The sequence below is a fragment of the Spirillospora sp. NPDC127506 genome (assembly GCF_040302145.1).
Lineage (GTDB): Bacteria > Actinomycetota > Actinomycetes > Streptosporangiales > Streptosporangiaceae > Spirillospora.
Genome location: NZ_JBEORG010000017.1, coordinates 1 through 23,041 on the forward strand (window position 1 = coordinate 1; position 23,041 = coordinate 23,041).

General features: G+C 74.5%; 22 protein-coding genes and 4 tRNA genes. 15 read left to right on the forward strand and 11 right to left on the reverse strand.

The window, feature by feature from the left end:
* Window positions 1–184: 184 nt before the first annotated feature.
* The 8 genes from ABTW95_RS17660 to ABTW95_RS17695 all read left to right on the forward strand — a co-directional run bounded on the left by ABTW95_RS17660 (window position 185) and on the right by ABTW95_RS17695 (window position 4,401).
* Window positions 185–269, forward strand: a tRNA-Ser gene (locus tag ABTW95_RS17660).
* A gap of 1 nt (window position 270) precedes the next feature.
* Window positions 271–343: transfer RNA gene (locus tag ABTW95_RS17665), tRNA-Met, on the forward strand.
* An 11-nt stretch (window positions 344–354) separates the two neighbouring features.
* A tRNA-Arg gene (locus ABTW95_RS17670) sits at window positions 355–427 on the forward strand.
* Between the two features lie 2 nt (window positions 428–429).
* A tRNA-His gene (locus tag ABTW95_RS17675) sits at window positions 430–501 on the forward strand.
* 86 nt (window positions 502–587) lie between these two features.
* Complete coding sequence (locus ABTW95_RS17680; RefSeq protein ID WP_500226823.1) at window positions 588–2,441, forward strand: glycoside hydrolase family 3 protein; 1,854 nt, start codon at window positions 588–590, stop codon at window positions 2,439–2,441.
* A gap of 136 nt (window positions 2,442–2,577) precedes the next feature.
* On the forward strand, window positions 2,578–3,732 hold the full coding sequence (locus ABTW95_RS17685; protein ID WP_500226824.1) for an ROK family protein: 1,155 nt from the start codon (window positions 2,578–2,580) through the stop codon (window positions 3,730–3,732).
* 79 nt (window positions 3,733–3,811) lie between these two features.
* Entirely contained in the window at window positions 3,812–4,114 is a 303-nt protein-coding gene (locus ABTW95_RS17690) for a hypothetical protein (RefSeq protein ID WP_396447163.1), read from the forward strand.
* Entirely contained in the window at window positions 4,111–4,401 is a 291-nt protein-coding gene (locus tag ABTW95_RS17695) for a hypothetical protein (RefSeq protein WP_500226825.1), read from the forward strand. Before ABTW95_RS17690 ends, ABTW95_RS17695 begins: the two co-directional genes overlap by 4 nt.
* A gap of 14 nt (window positions 4,402–4,415) precedes the next feature.
* On the opposite strand, the gene ABTW95_RS17700 is transcribed toward ABTW95_RS17695, so the two are convergent.
* From ABTW95_RS17700 to ABTW95_RS17730, 7 genes are all read right to left on the reverse strand, one after another.
* On the reverse strand, window positions 4,416–5,525 hold the full coding sequence (locus tag ABTW95_RS17700; RefSeq protein WP_396447166.1) for an AAA family ATPase: 1,110 nt from the start codon (window positions 5,523–5,525) through the stop codon (window positions 4,416–4,418).
* The gene (gene pnuC / locus ABTW95_RS17705) at window positions 5,522–6,172 is read right to left on the reverse strand and encodes a nicotinamide riboside transporter PnuC (RefSeq protein ID WP_396447168.1); all 651 of its coding nucleotides are present in this window, start codon (window positions 6,170–6,172) and stop codon (window positions 5,522–5,524) included. The genes ABTW95_RS17700 and pnuC overlap by 4 nt, the downstream gene beginning before the upstream one ends.
* A gap of 39 nt (window positions 6,173–6,211) precedes the next feature.
* Window positions 6,212–6,943, reverse strand: a complete 732-nt coding sequence (locus tag ABTW95_RS17710; RefSeq protein ID WP_396447169.1) for an anti-sigma factor — start codon at window positions 6,941–6,943, stop codon at window positions 6,212–6,214.
* On the reverse strand, window positions 6,940–7,527 hold the full coding sequence (sigK, locus tag ABTW95_RS17715) for an ECF RNA polymerase sigma factor SigK (RefSeq protein ID WP_396447170.1): 588 nt from the start codon (window positions 7,525–7,527) through the stop codon (window positions 6,940–6,942). Before sigK ends, ABTW95_RS17710 begins: the two co-directional genes overlap by 4 nt.
* Window positions 7,528–7,592: 65 nt before the next feature.
* Window positions 7,593–9,032: a High-affinity nickel-transporter gene (locus ABTW95_RS17720; RefSeq protein WP_500226826.1), complete on the reverse strand. Its 1,440-nt coding sequence runs from the start codon at window positions 9,030–9,032 to the stop codon at window positions 7,593–7,595.
* The gene (locus tag ABTW95_RS17725; protein ID WP_500226827.1) at window positions 9,029–10,339 is read right to left on the reverse strand and encodes a tetratricopeptide repeat protein; all 1,311 of its coding nucleotides are present in this window, start codon (window positions 10,337–10,339) and stop codon (window positions 9,029–9,031) included. The genes ABTW95_RS17720 and ABTW95_RS17725 overlap by 4 nt, the downstream gene beginning before the upstream one ends.
* Complete coding sequence (locus ABTW95_RS17730; protein ID WP_396447173.1) at window positions 10,339–11,889, reverse strand: DUF4331 domain-containing protein; 1,551 nt, start codon at window positions 11,887–11,889, stop codon at window positions 10,339–10,341. The genes ABTW95_RS17725 and ABTW95_RS17730 overlap by 1 nt, the downstream gene beginning before the upstream one ends.
* Window positions 11,890–12,131: 242 nt before the next feature.
* Here ABTW95_RS17730 and ABTW95_RS17735 point away from each other — a divergent pair, with 242 nt between their 5' ends.
* Window positions 12,132–12,836, forward strand: coding sequence for a hypothetical protein (locus tag ABTW95_RS17735; RefSeq protein WP_500226828.1), 705 nt, complete (start codon window positions 12,132–12,134; stop codon window positions 12,834–12,836).
* A 103-nt stretch (window positions 12,837–12,939) separates the two neighbouring features.
* Here ABTW95_RS17735 and ABTW95_RS17740 read toward each other — a convergent pair whose 3' ends face one another.
* Genes ABTW95_RS17740 through pdhA form a run of 3 tightly spaced genes read right to left on the reverse strand, consistent with a single transcriptional unit; the run spans window position 12,940 to window position 16,372 of the window.
* Window positions 12,940–14,241: a dihydrolipoamide acetyltransferase family protein gene (locus tag ABTW95_RS17740; protein WP_396453708.1), complete on the reverse strand. Its 1,302-nt coding sequence runs from the start codon at window positions 14,239–14,241 to the stop codon at window positions 12,940–12,942.
* Entirely contained in the window at window positions 14,238–15,251 is a 1,014-nt protein-coding gene (locus ABTW95_RS17745) for an alpha-ketoacid dehydrogenase subunit beta (RefSeq protein WP_396445316.1), read from the reverse strand. Before ABTW95_RS17745 ends, ABTW95_RS17740 begins: the two co-directional genes overlap by 4 nt.
* Window positions 15,252–15,262: 11 nt before the next feature.
* Window positions 15,263–16,372, reverse strand: a complete 1,110-nt coding sequence (gene pdhA / locus ABTW95_RS17750; protein ID WP_396445317.1) for a pyruvate dehydrogenase (acetyl-transferring) E1 component subunit alpha — start codon at window positions 16,370–16,372, stop codon at window positions 15,263–15,265.
* Window positions 16,373–16,523: 151 nt separating this feature from the next.
* On the opposite strand from pdhA, the gene ABTW95_RS17755 reads away from it, so the two are divergent.
* Entirely contained in the window at window positions 16,524–17,153 is a 630-nt protein-coding gene (locus ABTW95_RS17755; RefSeq protein ID WP_396445318.1) for a GntR family transcriptional regulator, read from the forward strand.
* A 23-nt stretch (window positions 17,154–17,176) separates the two neighbouring features.
* Here ABTW95_RS17755 and ABTW95_RS17760 read toward each other — a convergent pair whose 3' ends face one another.
* On the reverse strand, window positions 17,177–17,866 hold the full coding sequence (locus ABTW95_RS17760) for a GntR family transcriptional regulator (RefSeq protein WP_396445319.1): 690 nt from the start codon (window positions 17,864–17,866) through the stop codon (window positions 17,177–17,179).
* Window positions 17,867–17,996: 130 nt separating this feature from the next.
* On the opposite strand from ABTW95_RS17760, the gene ABTW95_RS17765 reads away from it, so the two are divergent.
* Genes ABTW95_RS17765 through ABTW95_RS17785 form a run of 5 tightly spaced genes read left to right on the forward strand, consistent with a single transcriptional unit; the run spans window position 17,997 to window position 23,031 of the window.
* Window positions 17,997–19,226, forward strand: a complete 1,230-nt coding sequence (locus tag ABTW95_RS17765) for an NRAMP family divalent metal transporter (protein ID WP_396445320.1) — start codon at window positions 17,997–17,999, stop codon at window positions 19,224–19,226.
* A gap of 3 nt (window positions 19,227–19,229) precedes the next feature.
* A complete protein-coding gene (locus ABTW95_RS17770; RefSeq protein ID WP_500226829.1) occupies window positions 19,230–19,829 on the forward strand; it encodes a 5-oxoprolinase subunit B family protein in 600 nt (199 codons plus the stop codon).
* The gene (locus ABTW95_RS17775; RefSeq protein ID WP_396445322.1) at window positions 19,826–20,716 is read left to right on the forward strand and encodes a 5-oxoprolinase subunit C family protein; all 891 of its coding nucleotides are present in this window, start codon (window positions 19,826–19,828) and stop codon (window positions 20,714–20,716) included. The genes ABTW95_RS17770 and ABTW95_RS17775 overlap by 4 nt, the downstream gene beginning before the upstream one ends.
* A complete protein-coding gene (locus ABTW95_RS17780; protein WP_396445323.1) occupies window positions 20,713–21,504 on the forward strand; it encodes a putative hydro-lyase in 792 nt (263 codons plus the stop codon). The genes ABTW95_RS17775 and ABTW95_RS17780 overlap by 4 nt, the downstream gene beginning before the upstream one ends.
* Window positions 21,505–21,525: 21 nt before the next feature.
* Window positions 21,526–23,031 carry a protein kinase domain-containing protein gene (locus ABTW95_RS17785; protein ID WP_396445324.1) on the forward strand — a complete coding sequence of 502 codons (1,506 nt, stop codon included), beginning with the start codon at window positions 21,526–21,528 and terminating at the stop codon, window positions 23,029–23,031.
* Window positions 23,032–23,041 lie beyond the last annotated feature (10 nt).

Consider the following 23,041-nt stretch of genomic DNA (forward strand, 5'->3'; position numbering starts at 1 on the left):
CACTGGGGTTCCGCAACCTGACCAACTACATCGCCAGATCACTACTCGAGACCGGCGGCTTCAAACCGCAACTACACCCTCGATCGTGAAGAGCCCCTTTCCGGTCTCGGGTGCCGTCGGGAGACGTGAGCAGCACGTCCTGACGCAGGCCGCCCGAGATCTCGGGCGGTCTTTTTGCATTCCCGGAGGGTTGGCCGAGTGGAAAGGCAGCGGCCCGCTAAGCCGTGGTCAGGGTCATCCCTGCGCGAGTTCGAATCTCGCACCCTCCGCGCCAGGTGAGGACGCTGGTGTGTCCGGCGGATTCATAACCCGCAGGAGGCAGGTTCGATTCCTGCACCTGGCACGCGATGACAAGTCTCCGTGGCGCAGTGGAGAGCGCGCCGGGTTGCGGACCCGGAGGCCGCAGGTTCGATTCCTGCCGGAGACACGGCCTTCGTGGTGTAGTGGTCTGCACGCCAGGTTGTGGTCCTGGAGGTGTCGGTTCGATCCCGATCGAGGGCCCTTTGTCCTGTGCTGCGCGGCAGATATTGCCCATGCGCTGATTTCCGGTTGCGTTGCGTTTGATCAACGCTGGAAAAGCCTTCCGCATGCACACCTCCTCCCTGCACCCGACGCGGTACCGGCTGCCGGCCCTCGGCCTGCTGGCGGCGCTGGTGCTCGCCGCCTACGGCGGGCCGGTCCGGGCGGACCCCGGCCCCGCCCCCTACCTGGACCCGCACCTGTCCGTCGAGGACCGGGTCGACGACCTGCTCGACCGGATGAGCCTGGACGACAAGCTCGGCCAGATGACGCAGCCGGAGCGCAGGTACGTCACCCCGGCCGAGATCACCCGGTACCGGATCGGGTCGGTGCTGTCCAGCGGCGGGTCGGCGCCCGACCCCAACACCCCGGACGGCTGGGCGGACATGTACGACGGCTTCCAGCGGGCCGCGCTCGCCGGGCCGCTGCACATCCCGATCATGTACGGGGTGGACGCGGTGCACGGCGACAACAACATGGTCGGCGCGACGATCTTCCCGCACGACATCGGGCTCGGCGCGACCCGCGACCCCGCGCTGGTGCGCGAGATCGGCGCCGCGACCGCGGAGGAGATGGCCGGGACGGGCGTCGACTGGAACTTCGCGCCGTGCGTGTGCGTCGCCCGCAATGACCGGTGGGGGCGGACGTACGAGTCGTTCGGCGAGGTGCCCGAGCTGCCGTCGATGATGACGACGATCATCGACGGGCTGCAGGGGGACGAGCTGGGCGGCCCCACGTCCGTCCTGGCCACGGCGAAGCACTACGTGGGGGACGGCGGAACCGAGGGCGGCGACGACCGGGGCGACGCGAAGATCTCGGAGAGGGAGCTGCGCGCGGTGCATCTGCCGCCGTTCGCCGCGGCCGTGAAGCGCGGCGTCGGCGCGGTGATGATCTCCTACAGCTCGTGGAACGGGCTGAAGATGCACCGGAACCGCTACCTGATCACGGACGTGCTGAAGGGCGAGCTGGGCTTCAAGGGGTTCGTCGTGTCCGACTACAACGGCATCGACGAGATCGACGGGAAGCGCGGGTTCACCAAGGACGAGGTCGCGGCCGCGGTCAACGCCGGGATCGACATGGTGATGGTGCCGGCCGAGTGGCGCCGGTTCATCGACTACCTGCGGGACGGGGTGAAGGACGGCGCCGTCCCCATGTCCCGCATCGACGACGCGAACCGCCGCATCCTGACGAAGAAGTTCGAGCTGGGCCTGTTCGAGAAGCCGCTGGCCGACCGCGGCCACCTGAAGACGATCGGCGACGCCGCGCACCGGAAGCTGGCGCGGCGGGCGGTCGCCGAGTCGCAGGTGCTGCTGAAGAACGACGACGGCGTCCTCCCGCTCGACGACGACGACAAGGTGTTCGTCGCCGGCCGCAGCGCCGACGACATCGGCATGCAGTCCGGCGGGTGGACGATCACCTGGCAGGGCGAGCCCGGCCCGATCACGCCGGGCACGACGATCCTGGACGGCATCCGCAAGGCCGCCGACCCGGACGCGACCGTCACCTACAGCAAGGACGGCACCGGCATCGACTCGTCCTACGACGCGGCGATCGCCGTGGTGGGGGAGACCCCGTACGCCGAGTACCACGGCGACCGGACCGGCGACCTGAAGCTGGACGACACCGACCTGAAGACCATCGACCGGCTGAAGGCCGCCGGCGTCCCGCTGATCGTGGTGCTGGTGTCGGGCCGCCCGCTCGACATCGCCGGGCAACTGCCCGGATGGGACGCGCTCGTCGCGGCCTGGCTGCCCGGCACGGAGGGGGCGGGCGTCGCGGACGTCCTGTACGGAGACGCCGACCCCCGGGGCAGGCTGCCGGTGACGTGGATGCGGAGCAGCGACCAGGAGCCGATCAACAAGGGCGACGGCAAGAAGCCCCTGTTCCCGTTCGGCTACGGCCTCACCTACGACGACGACTGACCGGCGGTCCGGCTCCGGCCATCGGGCGCGCGGAGCCGCCCGCGGTCTCGATCACCCGCGCTGACCTGGCTATCGTTGGCGCTGCCGAGTCGCGCACGGCATAACGCAAGCGTGGTCGATCGCGTCGAGAGGTGCCGTGTCGCAACATCCGCTGCACGGGGGAGACCCGTCCGTGCTCCGCCGCCTCAACTCGGCCGCGACGCTGCGGGAGCTGCGCGACTGCGGCGAGGCGACGCTCTCCGAACTGGCCGGGCGGGTCGGGCTGTCCCGGCCCACGACCGAGGGCGTGCTGGGGGAGCTGATCCGCCGCGGGCTGGTCGCCGAGGGCGCCCCGCGTCCCGGCGCCGGGATCGGCCGCCCCGCCCGCCGCTACCGGTTCCGCGCCGAGGCCGGGCACGCCCTCGGCATCGACATCGACGCGCACCGGGTGCGGCTGCTGGTCGCGGACCTCACCGGCGAGGTCGTCGGCGGGCACGGCGCCGCGCTGGACGTCCGCGCCACGCCCGGAGAGCGGATCGCGGCGGTGCGCGCGGCGGTCAGCGCGTGCCTCGGCGCGGTGCGGATACCCCGGCGGTCGCTGTGGGCGGTCGGGGCCGGCACCCCCGGCGTGGTCGCGCCGGACGGGACGGTCACGTCCTGCACCGCCGTGCCCGGCTGGGAGGGCGTCCGGCTGGCGCGCGAGCTGGGCCGCTCGTTCCGCTGCCCCGTCCTGGTGGAGAACGACGCGAACCTCGCCGCGCTGGCCGAGCGGTGGCGCGGCGCCGCCCGCGACGCCGACGACGTCGTGTGCGTGTACGCCGCGCTGCACACCGGGACGGGCGCGCTGATCGGCGGGCGCCTGCACCGGGGCCGCTGGGGCGCCGCCGGGGAGATCGGGATGCTGCCCGAGATGGGGCTGCGCGACACCGCGGCGGCGCTGGCCGGGGACGCCTCGCTGGACCGGGCGGCCCGCGTCCTGGACGCGGCGGCCGGCGGCGACGCCGAGGCGGCGGCCCTGGTGAACGCGCTCGCCGCGCGGATGGCGCGGGGCGTCGCGGCGATGGCCCTCGCGCTCGACCCCGAGATGATCATCGTGGGCGGTCCGCTGGCCCGCTCCGGCGGCCCGCTGGTCGCGGAGCTGCGGCGCCGGGTGCGGCCGCTGTGCCCGGCGCCCGTCCGGATCGAGAGCTCCCGGCTCGGGGACGAGTCGGTGGGCCTCGGCGCCGTCCGGCTCGCCCTCGACCGGATCGACGAGGACCTCTTCCGCCTCGACCGCGGCGCGGCGAGTGCGGCGCCGCGCCGCGCGACATGATCCGCCGTCCTGTCGGCGGGCGGTTGTAGGGTCCCGGATGTACGGGTGAGCGGGGACGGACACGACGGACGGGAGCGACATGAGCGCAGAACCGCTGGAGCCCTCCCCGCCGTTCCCCGGTCCCGGCGGCGAGGTCCCGCGGACGGTCGAGGGCATCGGCGAGCGGCTGCCCGAAGACAAGCGCGCGCTGTTCGTCGAGCAGGTCGAGGCCGCCGAGTCCGACGCCGACCTCGACGAGGTGATGCTCGTCTGGTGGGGGCAGGCCGTGCTCGCCCAGGACCCGGGCCGCGAAAAGCGGCTCGCCGACGCGCGGGCGGGCCGCGACCTGGTGCCGCTCTCGGAGGTCCAGCGCAGGCTGCAACGCCGCGAGGACGCCGGGTGACCGTCCATGGTCGCGGATGGACCGTCTTCTGCACCGAGAAGGTGGTCAACGTCCTTCTGGCCATGCCGAAGCGGGTGGAGCACGCCGTCGACCGGCAGCTCTGCGACCTGGCGAAGCGCGGCGGCGAGGCGATCGACGCCGGGCTCCCGCCCCCGGGGCTGCCGCTGGACACCGCCGGCGTCCACTACTCCTTCTCCCTCAAGGACGGCGTGCGGGGGATCGCCGAATACCTGGTGGTCGCCGACATCCGGGAGTTCTACGTCACCGAACTCCTGCTGGTCGAGTGACGGGGGCCCGCGGGCTAGGGTTTCAGCGGTTCGCTGAAGGTCCAGCCCCCGGCCAGCAAGGCGTCGGTCGCCGCGACGGCGGCGGCCAGGCGGTGCTCGTGCGGGCCTGCCACCGTGATGTGCGGCAGGTCCCGCTTCGCGAGCTCCTCCCGGAGGCGGCCCGTCATCCACGGCCGGATCGACTCGCCGTCGCGCCAGCCGTCCTGCTCGAACGGGACGCCCTCCGGCGACGTCAGGATCCACAGATGGTGCGGGACGCGCTCGTGGACGGCCTCCACCTCGGGCGCCGGAGTCCCGACATAGCGCTCGTGCCAGACGGCGGTGGCGAACGCGTCGGTGTCGCAGACCAGGAGCGGCGACCCCGACCTCGCCGCCGCGTCCTCCAGGGCCGCGTGACGCTCGGCGATCCGGAGGAACTCCGCCGGCTCCCACACCAGGTCGTCCAGCCACAGCGACGGGTCGCCGGCGGCGCGCCGGGCGGCGGCCAGCTTCTCCTCGGTGTAGGTCCGGCCGTACTCGGGCACCCACCGGGTCGCGGCCCACACGCCGCCCTTCGCCGCGTAGTGCGCGGCCAGCGCGCGGGCCAGCGTCGTCGTCCCGGTCGACTCGGCGCCGACCACCGCGACCCGCCGCGCCAGGTACGCCCGCACGGGCGGCGACAGGAACTCCCAGTTCGCCACCGGGTCCTCCCGGACGGCCGTGCCGCTGACCGGGAAGCGGTCGCGCGGCGGATCGACCGCCACGTGGGCGGCGGAGAAGCGTCCGGCCAGCTCCGGCCCGTACGCCTCCGACGTGAACACCGCGTCGACCGGCGGGACGGGCACCCCGAGGCCCGACCGCATCGCGAGGCCCGCCCGGAACGCCGCGACGTGCGCCGCCCAGATCTCGTCGGACTCGAAGTCCATCTCCGCGTCGTCCACCGCCGGGAAGACCTCGACGTGCGGCTGCCGGTGCACCTCGCGCAGCCACGCCGTGCGCAGCGCGAGCGGGATGCTCTCCACGGTGGAGGCCGCGACGACCACGCTGACCCGGGCGCACGCCTCCGCCGCGGTGTCGATCAGGTGGTGGTGCCCGGCGTGCGGCGGATAGAACTTGCCGATCACCAGGCCGTGCGCGTACCTCACGCGGCCGCGACCGCCGGTGCGCCGGCCCGGGCCCGCAGGTCGCGGCGCCACGCCAGCAGCCCGAAGACGCACAGCGTCAGGAAGATGACGTACAGGACGCTCGTCAGCTTCAGGTCCTTGTAGAAGTACAGCGGGATGTAGACCAGGTCGGCGGTGATCCACAGCCACCACGACTCCAGCAGCTTCCGCGACTGCCCGTAGGTGGCCATGAGCGAGATCGCGGTGGTGAGGGCGTCCCAGAACGGCACGGTCGAGTCCGTCCAGACGGACAGCGCCCAGGTCAGGAAGGCGGTCCCGGCCGCGCCCGCCGCGGCGAGCGCCGCCCATTCGGCGGGCCGCGTCCGCCGCACCGGGAGCGCGTCCCGGCCGTCCCCGCCGTACAGCCACACCCACCACCCGTACGCCTGGAGTGCCACGTAGACGACCTGGAGCCCGGAGTCGGCGTAGAGGCCGCCGTCCAGGAACACCAGCCCGAGCAGGATCACGTTCGCGATGCCGATCGGCCAGTTCAGGATGTTCTGCCGGACGACGAGCCAGACGTTCACCGCGCCCGTCGCGAAGCCGAGCAGCTCCGCCCAGGTCGTGGGGACCGACCCGACGTGGAAGGCGGGATCGAGCAGCGGGCCCAGCGGGACATGCACCGACATGCGGCAATGATCACATATCGTCAGAGCGACGACAAGTGGTCAGGCGGGGCTCAGCAGGACCAGCGGCGCCGTCGTCGGGCGCGCGGAGCCCCCGGCCGGCTCGACGGTGACGCCCACCTTGTCGGACGGACGCCACGTCCCGGCGACGACCGGGCGCGTCCGGTCCTCGGGAAGCAGCCCCGCCGAGCGCGGGCCGCCCGCGTCGATCAGCCACAGCTGGTACGCCTGCGACGGCGGCAGCGCCCGCAGCCCGGACGACGCGACGACCACCCGGCCCAGCGACGCGGACGCGACGACCGTCACGGTCCCGCCGCCCGCGGCGCGGCCCGTCGCCGCCCGCGCGTCCGGCGCCGACAGGACCGACGCGACGTCCCGGTACGCGGCCTCCGTGCGCTCCACCCGCTGCCGCTCGCGGACCGCGACCCCGACCGACGCGGCCGTCACCAGGCACGCGGCGGCCGCCAGCCCCGCGGCGACCGCGCGCCGCCACCGCCGCGGCCGGATCGGGCGCACGCCGGCGCCGTCCCGGGCGGTCCGCGGCGGAAGCTGCCGCACGTTCCGGATGTCGGCCAGCACCCGCCCGCGCAGCCGCGGCGGCGGGGGCTCGGCGGCCGCCATGCCCAGCCGCGCCGCCGTCGCCCGGAACTCGCGCAGCTCGGCCGCGCACGTCTCGCACCCGGCGAGGTGCGCCTCGAACAGCCGCCGCTCCTCGGCGTCGTCGATCGCGTCGAGCGCGTACGCGCCGGCGAGGGTGTGCGGATCCTCGGTCACCGTGCCACCCCCAGGCAGTCGCGCAGGCGGATCAGGCCGTCCCGCATCCGGGTCCGCACCGTGTTCGGCGGCGCCCCGACCAGCTCGGCCACCTCGCGGTAGGAGTGGCCGCCGTAGTAGGCGAGCGTCACCGACTCGCGCTGGAGCCGCGTCAGCGCCCCCAGGCAGCGCCGCACCCGCTCGTGCTCCAGCCGCGCCTCGACCCGCTCGGCCACCGGATCGTGCGGGCCGCCCGCCCCCGCGTGGGCCGCCCGGGCCTCGCGGGCGCCCGCGCTCTGCTCGCGCCGCACCCGGTCGACGGCCCGGCGGTGCGCGATCGTCATGATCCACGCCATGGCGCCGCCGCGCTCCGGGTCGTACCGGGCCGCGGACCGCCACACCTCGATCATCACCTCCTGCGTCACCTCCTCCGCCATCGCCGGGTCGCGCACGACCCGCCGCGCGAGACCGTGCACGGGCGCCGCGGCCACGTCGTAGAGCAGCTCGAACGCGCGCTCGTCGCCGCGCGCCGTCCGGCCGAGCAGCAGGCCGGCGTCGTGCGCGGACACCGTGCCGCCGCCCGGCGGCCTGGTCTCTGCCGGCATGCCGCGCTCCCCTCGGTGGCCCGCCCCTCCGGCACTGCGCATGGGGCGCGGCCCCGGATCGGACCTCATGGGACGAGGCTCCGCAAGGTGAGCCCGAGCCCGAGGACGACCACGGTCGCGGACGTCCCTATCGGCATCATTCCGCCTGGGAGCCGCAGCCGCCTGGCCGGAATGCGCCGCAGCAGCGCCCGCCCGGACCCGACCACGAGCAGACCCACCGCCACCAGCGCGGCGGCCAGCCCGAGCCCGTACGCGAGGACGAGCACGACCCCGAACCACGCCCGCCCGATCGCCGCTCCGCCGACCAGCACGACCACGGCCGACGGGCTCGGCACCATCCCGCCCGCCAGCCCCATCAACACGACCCCGCCGCGCCGCGAACTCCCGTGCGCATGCCCGTGCGCATGCCCGTGCGCATGCCCGTGCCCGTGTCCGTGCCCGTGTCCGTGCCCGTGCGCATGCCCGTGTCCGTGCCCGTGTCCGTGTCCGTGTCCGTGGTGGGCGTGGCGGCGGTCGCGCAGGGCGCGGCGGAGCAGGACGCCTCCCGCCGCCGTCACGAGGACGCCTCCCGCCGCCCCCAACCAGGGGAACAGGGCGTCCGGGGCGGCGAGCGCCCCGGTCGTCACGAGGAGGCCGAGGGCGAGGACCCCCGCCGTGTGGGTGAGGGTGACCGTGAGGCCCAGCGCGAGGACGTCCCGGGTGCGGCGGCGCCCGTCCCCGATCGCGTGCGCCGCCATGATCGTCTTTCCGTGGCCGGGAGCGAGGGCGTGCAGGGCGCCCAGCACCAGCGCGATCAGGAACGCCAGGGCCGCGAACCCGGGCGTGAGGTCGTGCCGGGCCACCAGGGACGTGAAGCGCCGGGTGAGCCCGTCGGCGCCGCGCGGCAGCAGCGCCTCAGGCCCGCCGCCGGACGCGGAGTCGGTGAGCGGCGGCCCGCCCGGCCGCGCGGTGAAGGCGGCCGACCGCCGGTCGGGCGGGGAGGCGAGCATGTCCTCCGGGTAGGCGGTGAGGCGCCGGCTGCGGGACGAGCCCGGCACGTCGGACGCCGACAGCGTCATCCGGTCGCCCCGCGCGGTGATCTCCCGCCAGCCGATGCGGCCTTGCGCGCCGCCGTCCCGGAAGGAGATCGCCCCCGGCCCGGCGGGCGCGGTGATCCGGCATTCGAGCCGCAGCGTCGGCAGCCCCGCCTGCCCGCGCGGCGCCGTCGCCGCCGCGGACGCCGCGGACGCGGGCACGGCGCGCCCGTCCACCGTGATGCGCATGGACGACGCGGCCCGCCGGCAGGATCCGGCCGCCCAATCGGACAGCTCGGCCGCGGACGGGCGCCCGTCGCCGTCGGAGTCCACGTCCGCCATGGCCTGCGCGGCCGGGATCTCCGCGAGGTCCTCGACGTGGTCGACGCGCAGTTCGTGCGGGGCCGCGACGAGCCCGTCGTAGCGGTTGACGGTGAAGTTGCCCAGGGGATGCGCGGCGAGCAGCCCGGCGGCGACCAGGGCGGCGATCACGGGGTGCCTCCCACCTCGTCCAGTGCGGCCTTCGCCCGGGGCGCCCACAGCGGGGAGAACCGCGGGTTGCGGCGCAGCGCCCCGGCCAGGTCGCGGCGTGCGGCGGCGCGCATGCCGAGCGCCTTCTCGATGACGCCGAGATGGAAGCGGAACCGCGCGCGGCGGTATCCGGTCCCCGTCGCCTGCCGCGCGTAGCGCAGCGCCTCCGCGTCCCGGCCGCTGACGTGCAGCGCCCAGGCCAGCGCGTCCGCCGCGTGCACGCTGCACTGCCGGACGCCGCGCCCCGGGCACCGCCGCGCGTACTCGGCCCGCGCGGCCCGCAGCGCGGCCTCCGGGTCGCCGTGGTCGCTCTCGAACAGGGCGGTCTCCAGGTCGGCGTCCACGCCGTTCGCCTCGGCGATCCGCGTCCACGCCGCCGCGACCGCGTACTGGCGCCGCGCCTCGTCCCGGCGTCCCGCGGACTCCAGCAGCTCGCCGTACTCGGCCAGGTGCTGCGGCAGCGGCAGCCGCCGGACGATCTCGGCCCGGTCGGTGAGCGCTCCCGCGGTGTCGCCCCGCGCGGCCCGGACGCGGGCGCGCCCGTCCAGCGCGGCGAGCTGGCCGGGCGACAGGCGCAGCGCCTCGGCGTATTCGCGTCCCGCCCGCCCGAGGTCGCCGTCGTTCCAGGCCAGCTCGCCGAGCTGGACGGCGATGTAGGCGAGGTCGCCGCGCTCGGTGGCGGACGCGCGCGCCAGCCCCAGCACGCGGCGCGCCTCCCGCACCTCGCCGCGCAGCTCCCGCACGTACGCGAGCCGCGTGAAGATCGGGACGCCGGGGCGGACGGCGTCGGCGCGCCGGGCGGCGGCGAGCGCGCCGCCGTACCGGCCCAGCTCGACCAGCGCGTCCACCCGGACGGCGGCGGCCCGCTGCCCGTACGGGTTCGCCGCGAGCGCCCGGTCCGCGTACCGCAGCGCTCCATGGAAGTCGTGCCGTGCCGCCGCGAGCGCGCCGAGCCCGGCGAGCGCGGCGTCGTTCCCGGGCTCCTCGGCCAGGGAGCGCCGCAGCACCTCGCCGGCCTTCGGGTAGTAGGCCGGGTCGCCGGTCACCCGCGCCCGCTCGACGTAGGCGGCGCCCAGCGAGGCCCAGCCGACCGCGTCGTGCGGCTGCTCGCGGAGCCGCGCCTGCAGCCCCGCGACGCCGGAGGCCGGGGCCCCGGCCGGCCGGGCCGCCGCCGGCGCGCCGGACGGGCGGCCGAGCACGACCGCCGATCCGAGCGTCAGCGCCGCGACCAGCCCGGCGGCCGAGACCCCGGTGAGAAGGGGGCGCATCAGTTCTCCGGCCCTCCCGCCGCGGGACGCCGGCGCCGCCACCACAGCAGCCCGCAGGTCAGCGCGAACGCGCCCGCGCCCGACAGCGCCGCGACCGGCAGCACGGACAGCGGCCCGGAGCCGCCGGAGCCGGAGGTGTCCTCGACCGCGCCCGCGTTGAGGAAGTTCACCCGCCCGCCGCTCTTCCCGGACGCCCCGGACGCCTTGGCCGCGGGCTTCCTCGCGCCGCGCACGTCCGACCCCGAATGCGGCTGCGCGACGTACGGGAACGTCTTCTCGAACCCGACGTCGTTGGCGTTGACGGCGTCGCCGAGGTCGTTCTTCGTACCGAGCAGCTCGCCCTCGACGGCCTGGAGCGCGATGTCGACGACGTCGTCGGTGAGCCGGCGCCCGTTCGGGAAGCCGGCGTTGTCGCCGCCGAGCACGCCGAGCCGGTCCGGCTTCGCGGCCGGCTTGACGGAGGTGTTGAGCCGCAGCAGCTCGGCCGGCCGGACGTGCGCCGGCTGGTTCAGCCCCGGCACGCCGGTCAGGAACGCCTGGACGAGGTCGTTGCGCGGCCCGGGCGGCGCCGGGATCTTGTAGATCTTCTCGATCAGCTTCGGCAGCTCCGGGTCGGTGACGAACCCGGCGAACTGCGCGTCCTGCCAGGGCGTGGACGCGTTGAACGCGTCCTTCTTGCCGCGCGGGATGACCACTTCGTTCACCAGCGGGCTCCCGAGCCGCGACACCTGGACGTACTCGCCGGACGCGGTGAGCCGCGAGACCGTCGAGTTGACCCCGATGACCGGGTCGTGCCCCTTCACCAGGTGCCGCGTCGGCACCTGCAGCGCCACCGTGTTGACGTTGTAGCCGCTCAGGGTGTCGTTGCCGACCTCCTTCAGGTTCGCCCCGTACAGCAGGTCGAACACCCGCAGGTCGAGGAAGAACGGGTCGTCGGCCTGCCCGGCGAACGACAGCGTGCCGTTCCCCGCCCGCTTGACCGCCTGCGCGCGCAGCGTCCCGTAGTCGGGCATGGACGCCTTGCCCACGTTGGACGGCGCGACCGGCGCGTCGTCGGCCAGCTTGTGGACGCCGCGCACGTTCCCGTCCACCCGCCGGATCAGCGTCAGGTCGTAGGTCTGGGTGAAGTTGAGGTCCGGGTCGTCGAGGCTCGTCACGGGACCGGTGTTGTAGAGGAACGTGTTCGCGTTCTTCAGCCGGTCGTGGAACTGGAACCGGTAGGTGAGGTCCGGGAGCGAGTCGCCGTCGTTGTCGACGTTGAGGTCGTACCGGGCGTCCCGCGCGAACTTGTAGAAGTTCGGTCCGCCCGCCGGGTCCTCGAACGGGATGAAGTTCGCGACCAGCGTCGTCGTGTCCGGCTTGTCCGGGCTGACGAACGCGTACACGTCGGTGTTGTCGTACTGCGGCTGCCCGGAGATGAGCGGCGCCTCGCGGTGGCTGGACGCGGTGCCCGGCTCCGGCGCGAGCCCCGCGAACCCGCCGGCGAGCAGCAGGCCCGCGGCGGCGGCCAGCGCGGCGACCCGCGCCCTGGACGTCTGGACTGTCGGCATTCTGAGTCCCCTGCCGGTCCCCGGATGCCCGCCGCGGCGGCGCCGTTTCCATCGGCGCTGGGCCAGGTCTGCCGCGACGCCGGATCGACCGGTCTCTTCGCCATGCCCGCCTCTGCTTCGCGCGCCGGCCCCGATCTGATCGGTCCGCCGGCCCGATGGCCGGATACGGCCACTTGACATCTGAGTGAGCACTCACCCAGGCTGGAACGAGCACGTATTCAACGATCGAGGGGGGATCGGTGATGACCGTCACGATCCGCAACCCGAGCACGAAATATCCCCGCGCCGCGCTGTGCGAACCGGCCCCGTACGGCTACGTCTACATCGGAGCCGCCGTCGACCCGCCCGGCCGCGCCCCGTTCGTCCGGCGCAGCGCCCGCCGCGACAAGGTGCTGGCAGAGCTGAAGGCGCACGCGGCCCGCCTCGAAGAACTCGGCGCGGTCGTGAAGGCCACCGTGTACCGCGCGGTGCTGATGCCGCCGATCCCGGGAGCGCCCCGGTTCGACGCCGTCGTCCTCATCGAGACGACCACGCCCGAGACGATCGGCGACGTGCGGAACACGCCGGAGTACGGGCGGCTCATCGAGGCCGCGGGGAAGGTCCGCGTCACGACGCTCCGCAACGTCAAGCGGATGGGGGACGTCGACAAGACCCGCCAGGGCCTGTTCCTGTTCAACCACTTCAAGGCGGACGACCCCGAGGTCGCCGCGGGGCTGTGGGAGCACCTCGCCGGCTGGTACGCCGCCGAGACCGGCCTGGACAACTCCACCCTGCTGCAGCCGATCGGGGACGCCCCCTACGCGCTGGTCAACCACGCGCGCTGGGACCACGGCCTCGCCCGCTTCGCCGTGCACCAGTTCACGAAGCCGAGCTTCCTCACCTTCGTCCGCGCCAACCTGCGGGCCAACGACACGCAGGCGATGCCGGTCCTCTACAAGCTCGCCTGAGGGACCGCGTCCGCGCGGGCCTCCCGGTCCCCGCGGCGGGACGCGCATGGACGCGGCCTCCGGCTCGACATCGCCGGAGGCCGCGTCACGTTCCGGGCGCTCCCTACGCCACGATCAGGAGGGGGTTCTGCAGGAGCCCGGCCAGGTGGTCCAGGAACCGGGCGGCCGTGGCGCCGTCGGTGGCGCGGTGGTCGACCGAGAGGGTCACCGCCATGCGCTTGCCGGGGACGACCTCGCCGTCGCGGACGACGGGCTGGTCGCGGACGGCGCCGACGGCGAGGATCGCGGCCTCCGGCGGGTTGATCACCGCGGAGAACGAGTCGACGCCGAACATGCCGAGGTTGCTGACGCTGAACGTGCCGCCGCTCATCTCGTTGAGGGTCAGCTTGCCCTCCCGGGCCTTGCCGGCGAGCTCGCGCGCCTCCCGGCCGATCTGCGAGACGCTCTTGCGGTCCGCGTCCTTGACGACCGGGACGATGAGGCCGTCCTCGACCGCCACGGCGATGCCCACGTTGACGCGCTTGTGGAAGAGCAGGTTCTCCTCGGTGTAGGAGACGTTCACCGCCGGGTGCTCGCGCAGCGCGGTCGCGACCGCCTTCACGATCAGGTCGTTGACGCTGACCTTCTCCGGGGCGAGCGCCTCGTTCAGCGTCTTGCGGAAGGCCAGCAGCGCCTCGGCGTCCACCTCGCGGTTCAGGTAGAAGTGCGGCGCCTCGCGCTTGCTCTCGGACAGCCGCTTGGCCGCGACCTTCTGGAAGCGGTTGAGCGGGACGGCCTCGACGTCCGCGTCCTCCGCGCGCGCCTGGGCGGGCGGGGCCGACGGCGCGGCGGCGGCCGGGGCGGCGGCCGGGGCGGCGGGGGCCTTGGCCGGGGCGCCGCCGCGGATCGCGGCCTCGATGTCGGCGCGGACGATGCGCCCGCCCGGACCCGAGCCGGTCAGCGTCGCCAGGTCGATGCCGTGGTCGCGGGCCAGCCGCCGCGCGAGCGGCGACGACGGCGGGCGGGTGGCCGCGGAGCGCTCCGGCGCCCGTGCCGCGGGCGCGGCGGACGCCGGCTCCGCCGCGGGCTCGCTCTCGGGTGCGGCGGCCTCGGGCTCGGCCTCGGCCTCCGGCCGCGGTTCCGGTTCCGGCTCGCCGGCCGGTTCCGCCGGGGCGGTCTGCTTGGCGCCGCCCGCCGGCGCGATCCGGGCGATCGGCGCGCCGATCGCGGCGGACTCGCCCTCGGGGACCAGGATCTCTTCGAGCACGCCGGCCTCGTAGGCCTCGAACTCCATGACCGCCTTGTCGGTCTCGATGTCGACGATCACGTCGCCGACCGCGACCTCGTCCCCCGGCTTCTTCTGCCAGGAGCTGATGACGCCCTCCTCCATGGTGTCGGAGAGGCGGGGCATGAGGATGTCGGTCATGACGCGTTCTCCAGGGCACGGCCCGTCGCGCGGAGCGTGTCGCGGACGGCGGTGAGCAGGGACTCGGCGGACGGCAGCGCGGCCGACTCCAGGGACTTGGCGTAGGGGAGCGGCACCTCGGCCATCGCGACCCGGCGGACCGGGGCGTCCAGCCAGTCGAACGCGCCCTCCTGGATCGTCGCGGCGATCTCGGCGCCGATGCCGTAGGTGAGCCAGTCGTCCTCGGCGACGACCGCGCAGTGCGTCTTGCGGACGGACTCCACGATCGTCTGCCGGTCCAGCGGGCGGAGGCTGCGCAGGTCGACGACCTCGGCGGAGACGCCCTCGGCGGCGAGCTTCTCGGCGACCTCGCCGGCCACCCGGGCCATCCGGGAGTAGCCGATGATCGTGATGTCGGTGCCCTCGCGGGTGACGCCGGCGCGGCCGATCTCGGCGGGCTCGATGTCCTCGATCTCGCCGGGCACCTCGGCCTTGGTGTTGTAGAGCGCGAGGTTCTCCAGGAACAGCACCGGGTCGTCGTCGCGGATCGCGGCCTTCAGCATCGCGGACGCCTCGGCCGGCGTGGACGGCGCGATCACCTTCAGGCCGGGGATGAACGAGTAGAACAGCTCGACGTTCTGCGAGTGCGTGGCGCCGAGCTGCTGCCCGCCGCCGCCCGGCGTGCGGATCACCATCGGGACGCTGGACTGCCCGCCGAACATCCCGTAGATCTTCGCGGCGTGGTTGACGATCTGGTCCAGCGCCAGCAGCGAGAAGTTGATCGTCATGATCTCCACCACCGGGCGCAGGCCGAGCATCGCGGCGCCGATCGCGGCGCCGACGAACCCCTCCTCGGCGATCGGGGTGTCGCGGACCCGCTTCGGCCCGAACTCCTTCAGCAGCCCTTCGGTGATCTTGTAGGAACCCTCGAAGAGCCCGATCTCCTCGCCCATCAGGAAGACGTTCTCGTCCCGCAGCATCTCGGCGCGGAGCGTGTCCCGGAGGGCCTGGCGGTAGGTCAGGGTTGCCATGGGGGTGCCTCTCAGGAACGGAATACGGGGTCGGCGGGGAACCGGCGGAGGTCGCCCGGGACCGGGGTGGCGTAGGTGTAGTCGAACAGCGTGGAGACCTCGGGCTCGGGGCTCTCGTCGGCGAACTTCGCCGCCGCGTCGACCTCGGCCGTGACCTCCTCGTCGAGCCGCTCGCGCTCCTCGTGGGAGAGGATCCCGGCCTCCTCCAGGTCCAGCGCCATCTTGGCGAGGGGGTCGGCGGCCTTCAGCGCGTCCTTCTCCTCCTTGCTCCGGTAGCGGGCCGGGTCGACGACCGAGTGGCCCTTGAGCCGGGGGCTGAGCGTCTCCAGCAGGTAGGGCTTGCTCTCGGACCGGGCGCGCTCGACGGCGGCGCGGGCGGCGTCGCGCACCGCGACCACGTCGGTGCCGTCCACGCGGGCGCTCTCCATGCGGTAGGCGGCGCCGCGCTTGTACAGCTCGGGCTCGGCGGACGACTTCTCCACGCTGGTGCCCATACCCAGGCCGTTGTTGATCACAACGAAGACGATGGGGAGGTCCCACAGGCCCGCGATGTTCAGCGACTCGTGGAACGCACCGATCGCGGCCGTCCCGTCGCCCATCTGGCACATGACGACCTCGTCGCCGCCCTTGTAGGAGACGGCGAGCGCCGCGCCGGTCGCGAGCGGCAGCTGGCCGCCGACGATGCCGTACCCGCCGAGCAGCCGCGTCTCGGTGTCGAACAGGTGCATCGACCCGCCCCACCCCTTGGACACGCCGGTGGACCGCCCGTACAGCTCGGCCATGACGCGGTCGGCGCCGATGCCCTTGGCGATCGCGTAGCCGTGCTCGCGGTAGTTCGCGAACAGGTAGTCGGTGGGGCGCAGCGCGGCCAGCAGCCCGACGACCGTGGCCTCCTCACCGAGGTTCAGGTGGCAGTAGCCGCCGATCTTCGCCTCGGTGTACGCGCGGGCGGCCCGCTCCTCGAACCGCCTGATCAGCAGCATCTGCCGGTAGTAGCCGACGAGCGTCTCGGCGTCCTCCGCCGGGACCTTCGGCGGCGCCGCGGCGGCCTCGGGCTCGGCGCCCTTGCCGCCGCGCGTTCTCCGGCCTCGCGCCGGAGCGGCCTTGACGGTCTCAGCCATCGGCGACCCTTCCTCTGTCCGGGGCAGCGCCGTAGGATCGCCACAGCACTCCCGATCATCGTTGATCTATGATCGATCATATTCCACGGAGTCAGGATTCGCCTACCCCATCACGAGGTACTTACCCATCGTGGCGCTACGATCGAGTTTCGTGAACCCGCCCGCCCAGCTGCTGCGCACCGGACTCGCCGACCAGATCCGGGAGTTCATCGTGGAGGGCATCAGCTCGGGCCGGTGGGAGCCGGGCGAACGCGTCGTCGAGCGCCGCATCGCCGCCGAGCTGGGGGTCAGCCAGGGGCCGGTCCGCGAGGCGCTGCGCCAGCTGGAGGCGCAGCGGCTGATCGAGTCGCTGCCGAACCGCGGCGCCCGCGTCCGCGACTTCACCGAACGCGACCTCGCCGAGATCTTCCCCGTCCGCGCCGGGCTGGAGCGGACCGCCGTGGAGCTGGCGCTGCCCAGCCTGGCCGGCTGCGTGGACGCCCTGGAGGAGCGCAACGACCGGCTGGCCCGCGCCGCGCGGGACGGCGACCTGCAGGAGCAGCTGCGGCTGAGCATCGCGTTCCATCGCGAGATCGTCGAGTCGGCCGGGAACCGGCTGCTCGTCTCGGTGTGGGAGGGCCTCGGCATCGAGCTGTGGACGACCCTGTCCCTGCGCCTCCACCACACGGAGATCTACTCCAAGTCGGCGGAGCACGCGGAGCTGATCGAGGCGTTCCGCCGCGGCGACCCGGAGGCGCCGCAGCTCCTGCACGACCACGTGATGAACTACGCGCCCCAGTGATCGGACGCCGGTAGCGGGCGCGGTCACTCCGCCGCGCGGTACGCCTTCGTGAGCTGCGCCTCCGCGTCGTCCAGGTAGGAGCGCAGCTCGCGCTCGGCCGCCGCGGTGTCGCCCCGCGCGATCAGCTCGCAGAGGGACCGGTTGCGGGCGAGGTACGGCTCGTGGAACTCGCGCGGCGAGCCCATCTCGTGGAAGACGAGCCGCATCTCGGCGAGCAGGTGCCGGATCATCTCGTCCACCCGGGGGCTGCCCACCAGCGCGGCGAGGGCCTGGTGGAAGCGGATGTCGGCGGTGCCCACGTCGGCCCAGCGGCCCGCCGCGGCGGCGCGCTCGCCGTCCAGCACCGCCGCCTCCAGCCGGGCGAGGGCCTCGCGCGGCGCGTCCGGGGCGCAGCGCACCCCCTCGCACTCCAGGATCCGCCGGACGCGGTACAGGTCGGCGAGGCCGTCGGCCGTGACGCGGCGCACGAACACGCCGCGGTTGAACTCGTGGACGAGCAGCCGCTCCTGGACGAGCAGCCGGAACGCCTCGCGCATCGTGTTGCGGGACACCTTCACGGCGCGGCACAGGTCCTCCTCGGGGAGCCGCGCGCCGGGCACCAGGCGCCCGTCGGTGATCTGCTCGCGGAGCAGGTCGGCGACCCGCGCCGCGGTGCTCGACCGGTCCAGGCCGTGCCGCGCCGCCGCGATCTCGTCCAGCCAGGACTCCGCCATCGACCGCCCTCCCGCAGGTGTGAGGGCCAGGGTATCCCATCGCGCGGAAAATCTCTCAACAAGGGGATTGATGGATTGTTGAACAATCTCTACTCTGACGGAAATGCCGACCCCCGGAAGGGCCACCTCCATGACGGACCGGACCACCCTCGACACGACCCCGGCACCACCCGTCACCTCCCGCCGCGGCGCGCTGATCGGCGCCATGTTCCTGATGGCCACCAGCGCCATCGGCCCCGGCTTCATCACCCAGACCACCGTGTTCACCGCCCAGATCGGCGCCGCGTTCGCGTTCGCGATCGTCGTGTCCGTGCTGGTGGACATCGCGATCCAGCTGAACGTGTGGCGCGTCGTCGGCGTGTCCGGGATGCGGGCCCAGGAGCTCGGCAACCGCGTGCTGCCCGGCGCCGGCTACGGCCTCGCCGCCCTCGACGTCTTCGGCGGGCTCGTCTTCAACATCGGCAACATCGCCGGCACCGCGCTCGGGCTGAACGCGCTCCTCGGCCTGGACGTCAAGATCGGCGGCGGGCTGTCCGCGCTGGTCGCCATCGCGATCTTCCTGATCCGCCGCGCGGGCGTCGCGATGGACCGGATCGTCGTCGTGCTCGGCGGCGCGATGATCCTGCTGACGCTGTACGTGGCGATCGTGTCCGACCCGCCGCTCGGCGACGCGCTGAAGCAGAGCGTCGCGCCCGAGACCCTCGACTTCCTGATCATCACCACCCTCATCGGCGGGACGGTCGGCGGCTACATCACCTACGCGGGCGCCCACCGGATGATCGAGTCGGGGCTGACCGGCGCCGGGCACGTCCGGGAGATCAACCGCAGCGCCGTCACCGGCATCCTCGTCACCGGCGTCATGCGGGTGCTGCTGTTCCTCGCCGTCCTCGGCGTCGTCGCCGGCGGGTTCACGCTCGCCAAGGAGAACGCCCCGGCGTCGGCGTTCGAGCACGCCGCCGGCGAGGCCGGGCTGCGCGTCTTCGGGCTGATCATGTGGTCGGCCGCGATCACCTCGGTGATCGGCGCGTCCTACACCTCGGTGTCGTTCCTGGTCTCGTTCTCCTCGTTCGTCGAACGGCACCGCAACCGCCTGGTCGTGGCGTTCATCCTCGTCTCCGCGAGCATCTACCTCGCGATCGGCACCGCGCCGGCCAAGCTGCTCATCCTCGCGGGCGCGCTCAACGGGCTGATCCTGCCGTTCGGCCTCGCGGTGCTGCTGTGGGCCGCCGGGCGCCGCCGCGACCTGCTCGGCGGCTACCGGTACCCGGCCTGGCTGCTCGCCCTCGGCGCCGCCGCCTGGCTGCTGTCCCTCTACCTGGGCTGGAACTCGCTGTCCGAACTCGGCGACCTGTGGAGCTGACGGGTGCGGATCCTCCCGAACGGCGACGCGGCGCTGCTGGTCGAACCACCGGACCCGGCGGGCCTGTACGCGGCGCTGGCCGCGTCCCCGCCGCCCGGCGTCGCCGACGTCGTCCCGGCGGCCCGCACGCTGACGCTGCTGCTCGACCCGTTCGCCGACCCGGCCGCGGTCGCCGCCGCCGTGCGCGCCGCCCGGCCGGGCACGGCGGGCGGCGGCGCCGGCGCCGTCGAGATCCCCGTCGTCTACGACGGGGCGGACCTCGCGGAGGTCGCCGGCCGCACCGGGCTCACCCCGGCGGAGGTCGTCGCCGCGCACACCGGGACCCCGTGGCGGGTCGCGTTCACCGGGTTCGCGCCCGGCTTCGGCTACCTGGAGGGCGGCGACCCGCGGCTGGACGTCCCGCGCCGCGCCGTCCCGCGCGTCCGCGTCCCGGCGGGCGCGGTCGGCCTCGCCGGACGCTTCAGCGGCGTCTACCCGGCCGAGTCCCCGGGCGGCTGGCAGCTCATAGGGCGCACGGAGGCCGTCCTATGGGACCTCGACCGCGACCCGCCGGCCCTGCTCCGCCCCGGAATCTCGGTTCGTTTCGTCGAGCGGGAACCATGAAGCGGGGATTGGACGTTCTCAGCACAGGGCCCCTGGCGACAGTCCAGGATCTGGGCCGACCGGGTCACGCGGCGCTCGGCGTGGGGGTGTCGGGCGCCGCGGACCCGGTTTCACTTCGCCTCGCCAACCGCGCCGTGGGCAACCCCGCCGGCGCCGCCGCGATCGAGGTCACCTTCGGCGGGCTGCGCGTCCGCTGCCGCGGCGCGATCTTCGCCGCGGTCACCGGAGCGCCCGCCCCGCTGCTGGTGGACGGGCGTCCCGAGGCGCCCTACTCGGTGCTCCGCCTCCCGGACGGCGCCGAACTCCGCATGGGCGTGCCGCCGTCCGGCCTGCGCAGCTACCTGGCGGTGCGCGGCGGGGTCGCCGTCCCGCCCGTCCTCGGCTCCCGCTCCACCGACACGCTCGCCGGCCTCGGCCCCGGCCCGCTCAAGCCCGGCGACCTGCTCCCGGTCGGCCCGCCGCCCCGCGCGGCCCCGCTGCTGGACGTCCTGCCCGTCCGCCCGCCGCCGTCCGGCGACCTCGAACTCCGCGCGGTGCCCGGCCCGCGCGCCGACTGGTTCGCGCCCGGCGCGCCGGGCACGCTCTTCACCGCCGCCTACACGGTGACCAGCGACGTCGACCGCGTCGGCATGCGCCTCGACGGCCCGGTCCTGGCCCGCGCGGAGCACGGCGAACTGCCCAGCGAGGGGACGGTCACCGGGGCGCTCCAGGTGCCGCCGTCCGGGCGGCCCGTGCTGTTCCTCGCCGACCACCCGCTGACCGGCGGGTATCCCGTCATCGCGGTGGTCGCGTCCGCCGACATCGGGCGCGCCGCCCAGGCCCGGCCCGGCCAGCGGCTCCGCTTCCGGCCGCACCCGGCCCCGACCCTCGGAAAGGACCTGCCATGACCGCACCCATCGACCCGGGACCGCTCAGCCCCGGCCAGGCCAGGGCGCTGTTCCGGGCCGGCCTCCGCGTCCCCACCTCCGGCTGGTGCGCGGGCTGGACGCAGGCGAACCTGATCAGCGTCCCCCGCGAGTACGCCTACGACCTGCTGCTGTTCGCCCAGCGCAACCCCAAGCCGTGCCCGGTCCTGGACGTCACCGAACCCGGCGGGACGTCCGCCTCCCTGTTCGCCGGCGACCTGCGCACCGACCTGCCCGGCTACGTCGTCTACGAGCACGGCGAGCCGGTCGCGGAGGCGGCCGACGTGACCCGGTACTGGCGCGACGACCTCGTCTCGTTCCTCATCGGCTGCAGCTTCACGTTCGAGGACGCGCTGCGGGAGGCCGGCGTCCCCGTCCGGCACATCGAGCAGAACCGCAACGTCCCGATGTACCGGACGAACCGGATGTGCCGCCGCGCCGGCGAGTTCGGCGGCCCGCTCGTGGTGTCGATGCGCCCGATCCCCGCCGCGCAGGTGGCGGACGCCGTGCGGGTGACGGCCCGGTACCCGTCCGTGCACGGCGCGCCCGTGCACGTCGGCGACCCCGTCGAGCTCGGCATCGACGACCTGGACGCGCCCGACTTCGGCGATCCGGTCGATGTCCGGGTGGACGAGATCCCGGTGTTCTGGGCGTGCGGCGTGACCCCGCAGGCGGCGGTGATGGCGTCCCGCCCGAAGCTCGCCATCGGGCACGCGCCCGGCCACATGGCGATCACCGACGCCCGCGACACCCGGTACCTGGTTCCGTGACTCCGGCATAGGCTGCGTCCTATGCCCGAGACCGTCGCCCCCGGCGACCGCCTGGGGGACCGCTACCGCCTGGAGCGCCCCCTCGGCGCCGGCGGCATGGCGACCGTCTGGCGCGCGGTCGACCTCGTGCTCGACCGCGCCGTCGCCGTCAAGGTGCCCAAGGAGGGCTGGCCCGAGGAGTTCACGCGGCGGCTGCGCCAGGAGGCCAAGGCCGCCGCCGGGCTCACCCACCCCAGCATCACCGGCGTCTACGACTACGGCGAGCACCGGGCCGACCCGGAGCAGGAGCCGTCTGACGGGGCGCCCTCCCAGGAGGAGCAGGGTTCGGTGCCGTATGTGGTCATGGAGCTGCTGGACGGGGAGAGCCTCGCCGCGCGCCTGGCCCGCGGCCCCCTGCCCTGGGGCGAGGCGGCCGGAGTCTGCGCCCGCGTCGCCGACGCGCTGGCCGCCGCGCACGCCGCCGGCGTCGTCCACCGCGACATCAAGCCCGCGAACATCTTCCTCGCCTCGGTCGGCGTGAAGGTCCTCGACTTCGGCATCGCCTTCACCGGCCCGTCCACGGCCGGCGGCCCCGTCCTCGGCACGCCCGCGTACGTCGCGCCGGAGCTCATGACCGGCGCGCCGCCGACCCCGGCCGCCGACATGTACTCGCTGGGCGTCGTCCTCCGCGAATGCCTGCCCGACGACGCCGAAGTGCCGGACGAGGTCGCCGCCCTCACCCGGGACTGCCTGCACGAAGACCCGGAGACGCGGCCCACCGCCCGCGAGGCGGCCCGTGTTCTGGCCGACGCGGCCGGAGTCCAGCTGGTCCGGCCCCCTTCGTCCGGCGCCGCCGGCCTGCCCGCCGACCAGGGCCGCTGGGTGCTCGGGCGGCCGCAGGGCGGGGATGCGCCGGCCGCTGAGCAGGCGCGCGCCGGGGCAGCGGACGAGCCCGCCCCGGCCGGCGCTCCGCCCGGCGGGACGGCGGGGCCGCAGCCGACGCGCGTCCTGGACGAACCGCTGCCCGCCGAGCCGCCGCCCGCCGAGCCGCCGTCCGCGGACCCGGCGGTGTCCGCGCGGAAGCCGCTGATCATCGCGGGGGCCGCGGTCGGGGCGGTGGCGCTGGCGGCCGTGCTGCTGGCCGCGCTCGCGCCCGGTTCGCCCCGGGAGACCGCCGCGCGGCCGTCCGCGAACCCGTCCGAGAGCCCGTCCGGGAAGCAGCCCGCGGCGGTGGCGTGCTCGGTGTCCTACCGGGTCGACGGGACGTGGCCGCAGGGCTTCCAGGCGACGGTGCGCATCACGAACCTCGGCGACGGCGAGATCGACGGCTGGCGGCTCGGCTTCGAGTTCCCGGACGGCCAGGCGATCACGCAGCTGTGGAACGGCAGCCAGTTGCAGGACGGCTCCTCCGTGACGGTGACGGCGGCCGACTGGAACCGGTCGATCCCGCCGCACGGCACCGCCGAGTTCGGCTTCCTCGGCCGCCAGGACGGGGCGAACGGCGCACCCGAGAGGTTCACCCTGAACGGCGGCGAGTGCAGCGGCTGAGCCCCCACTG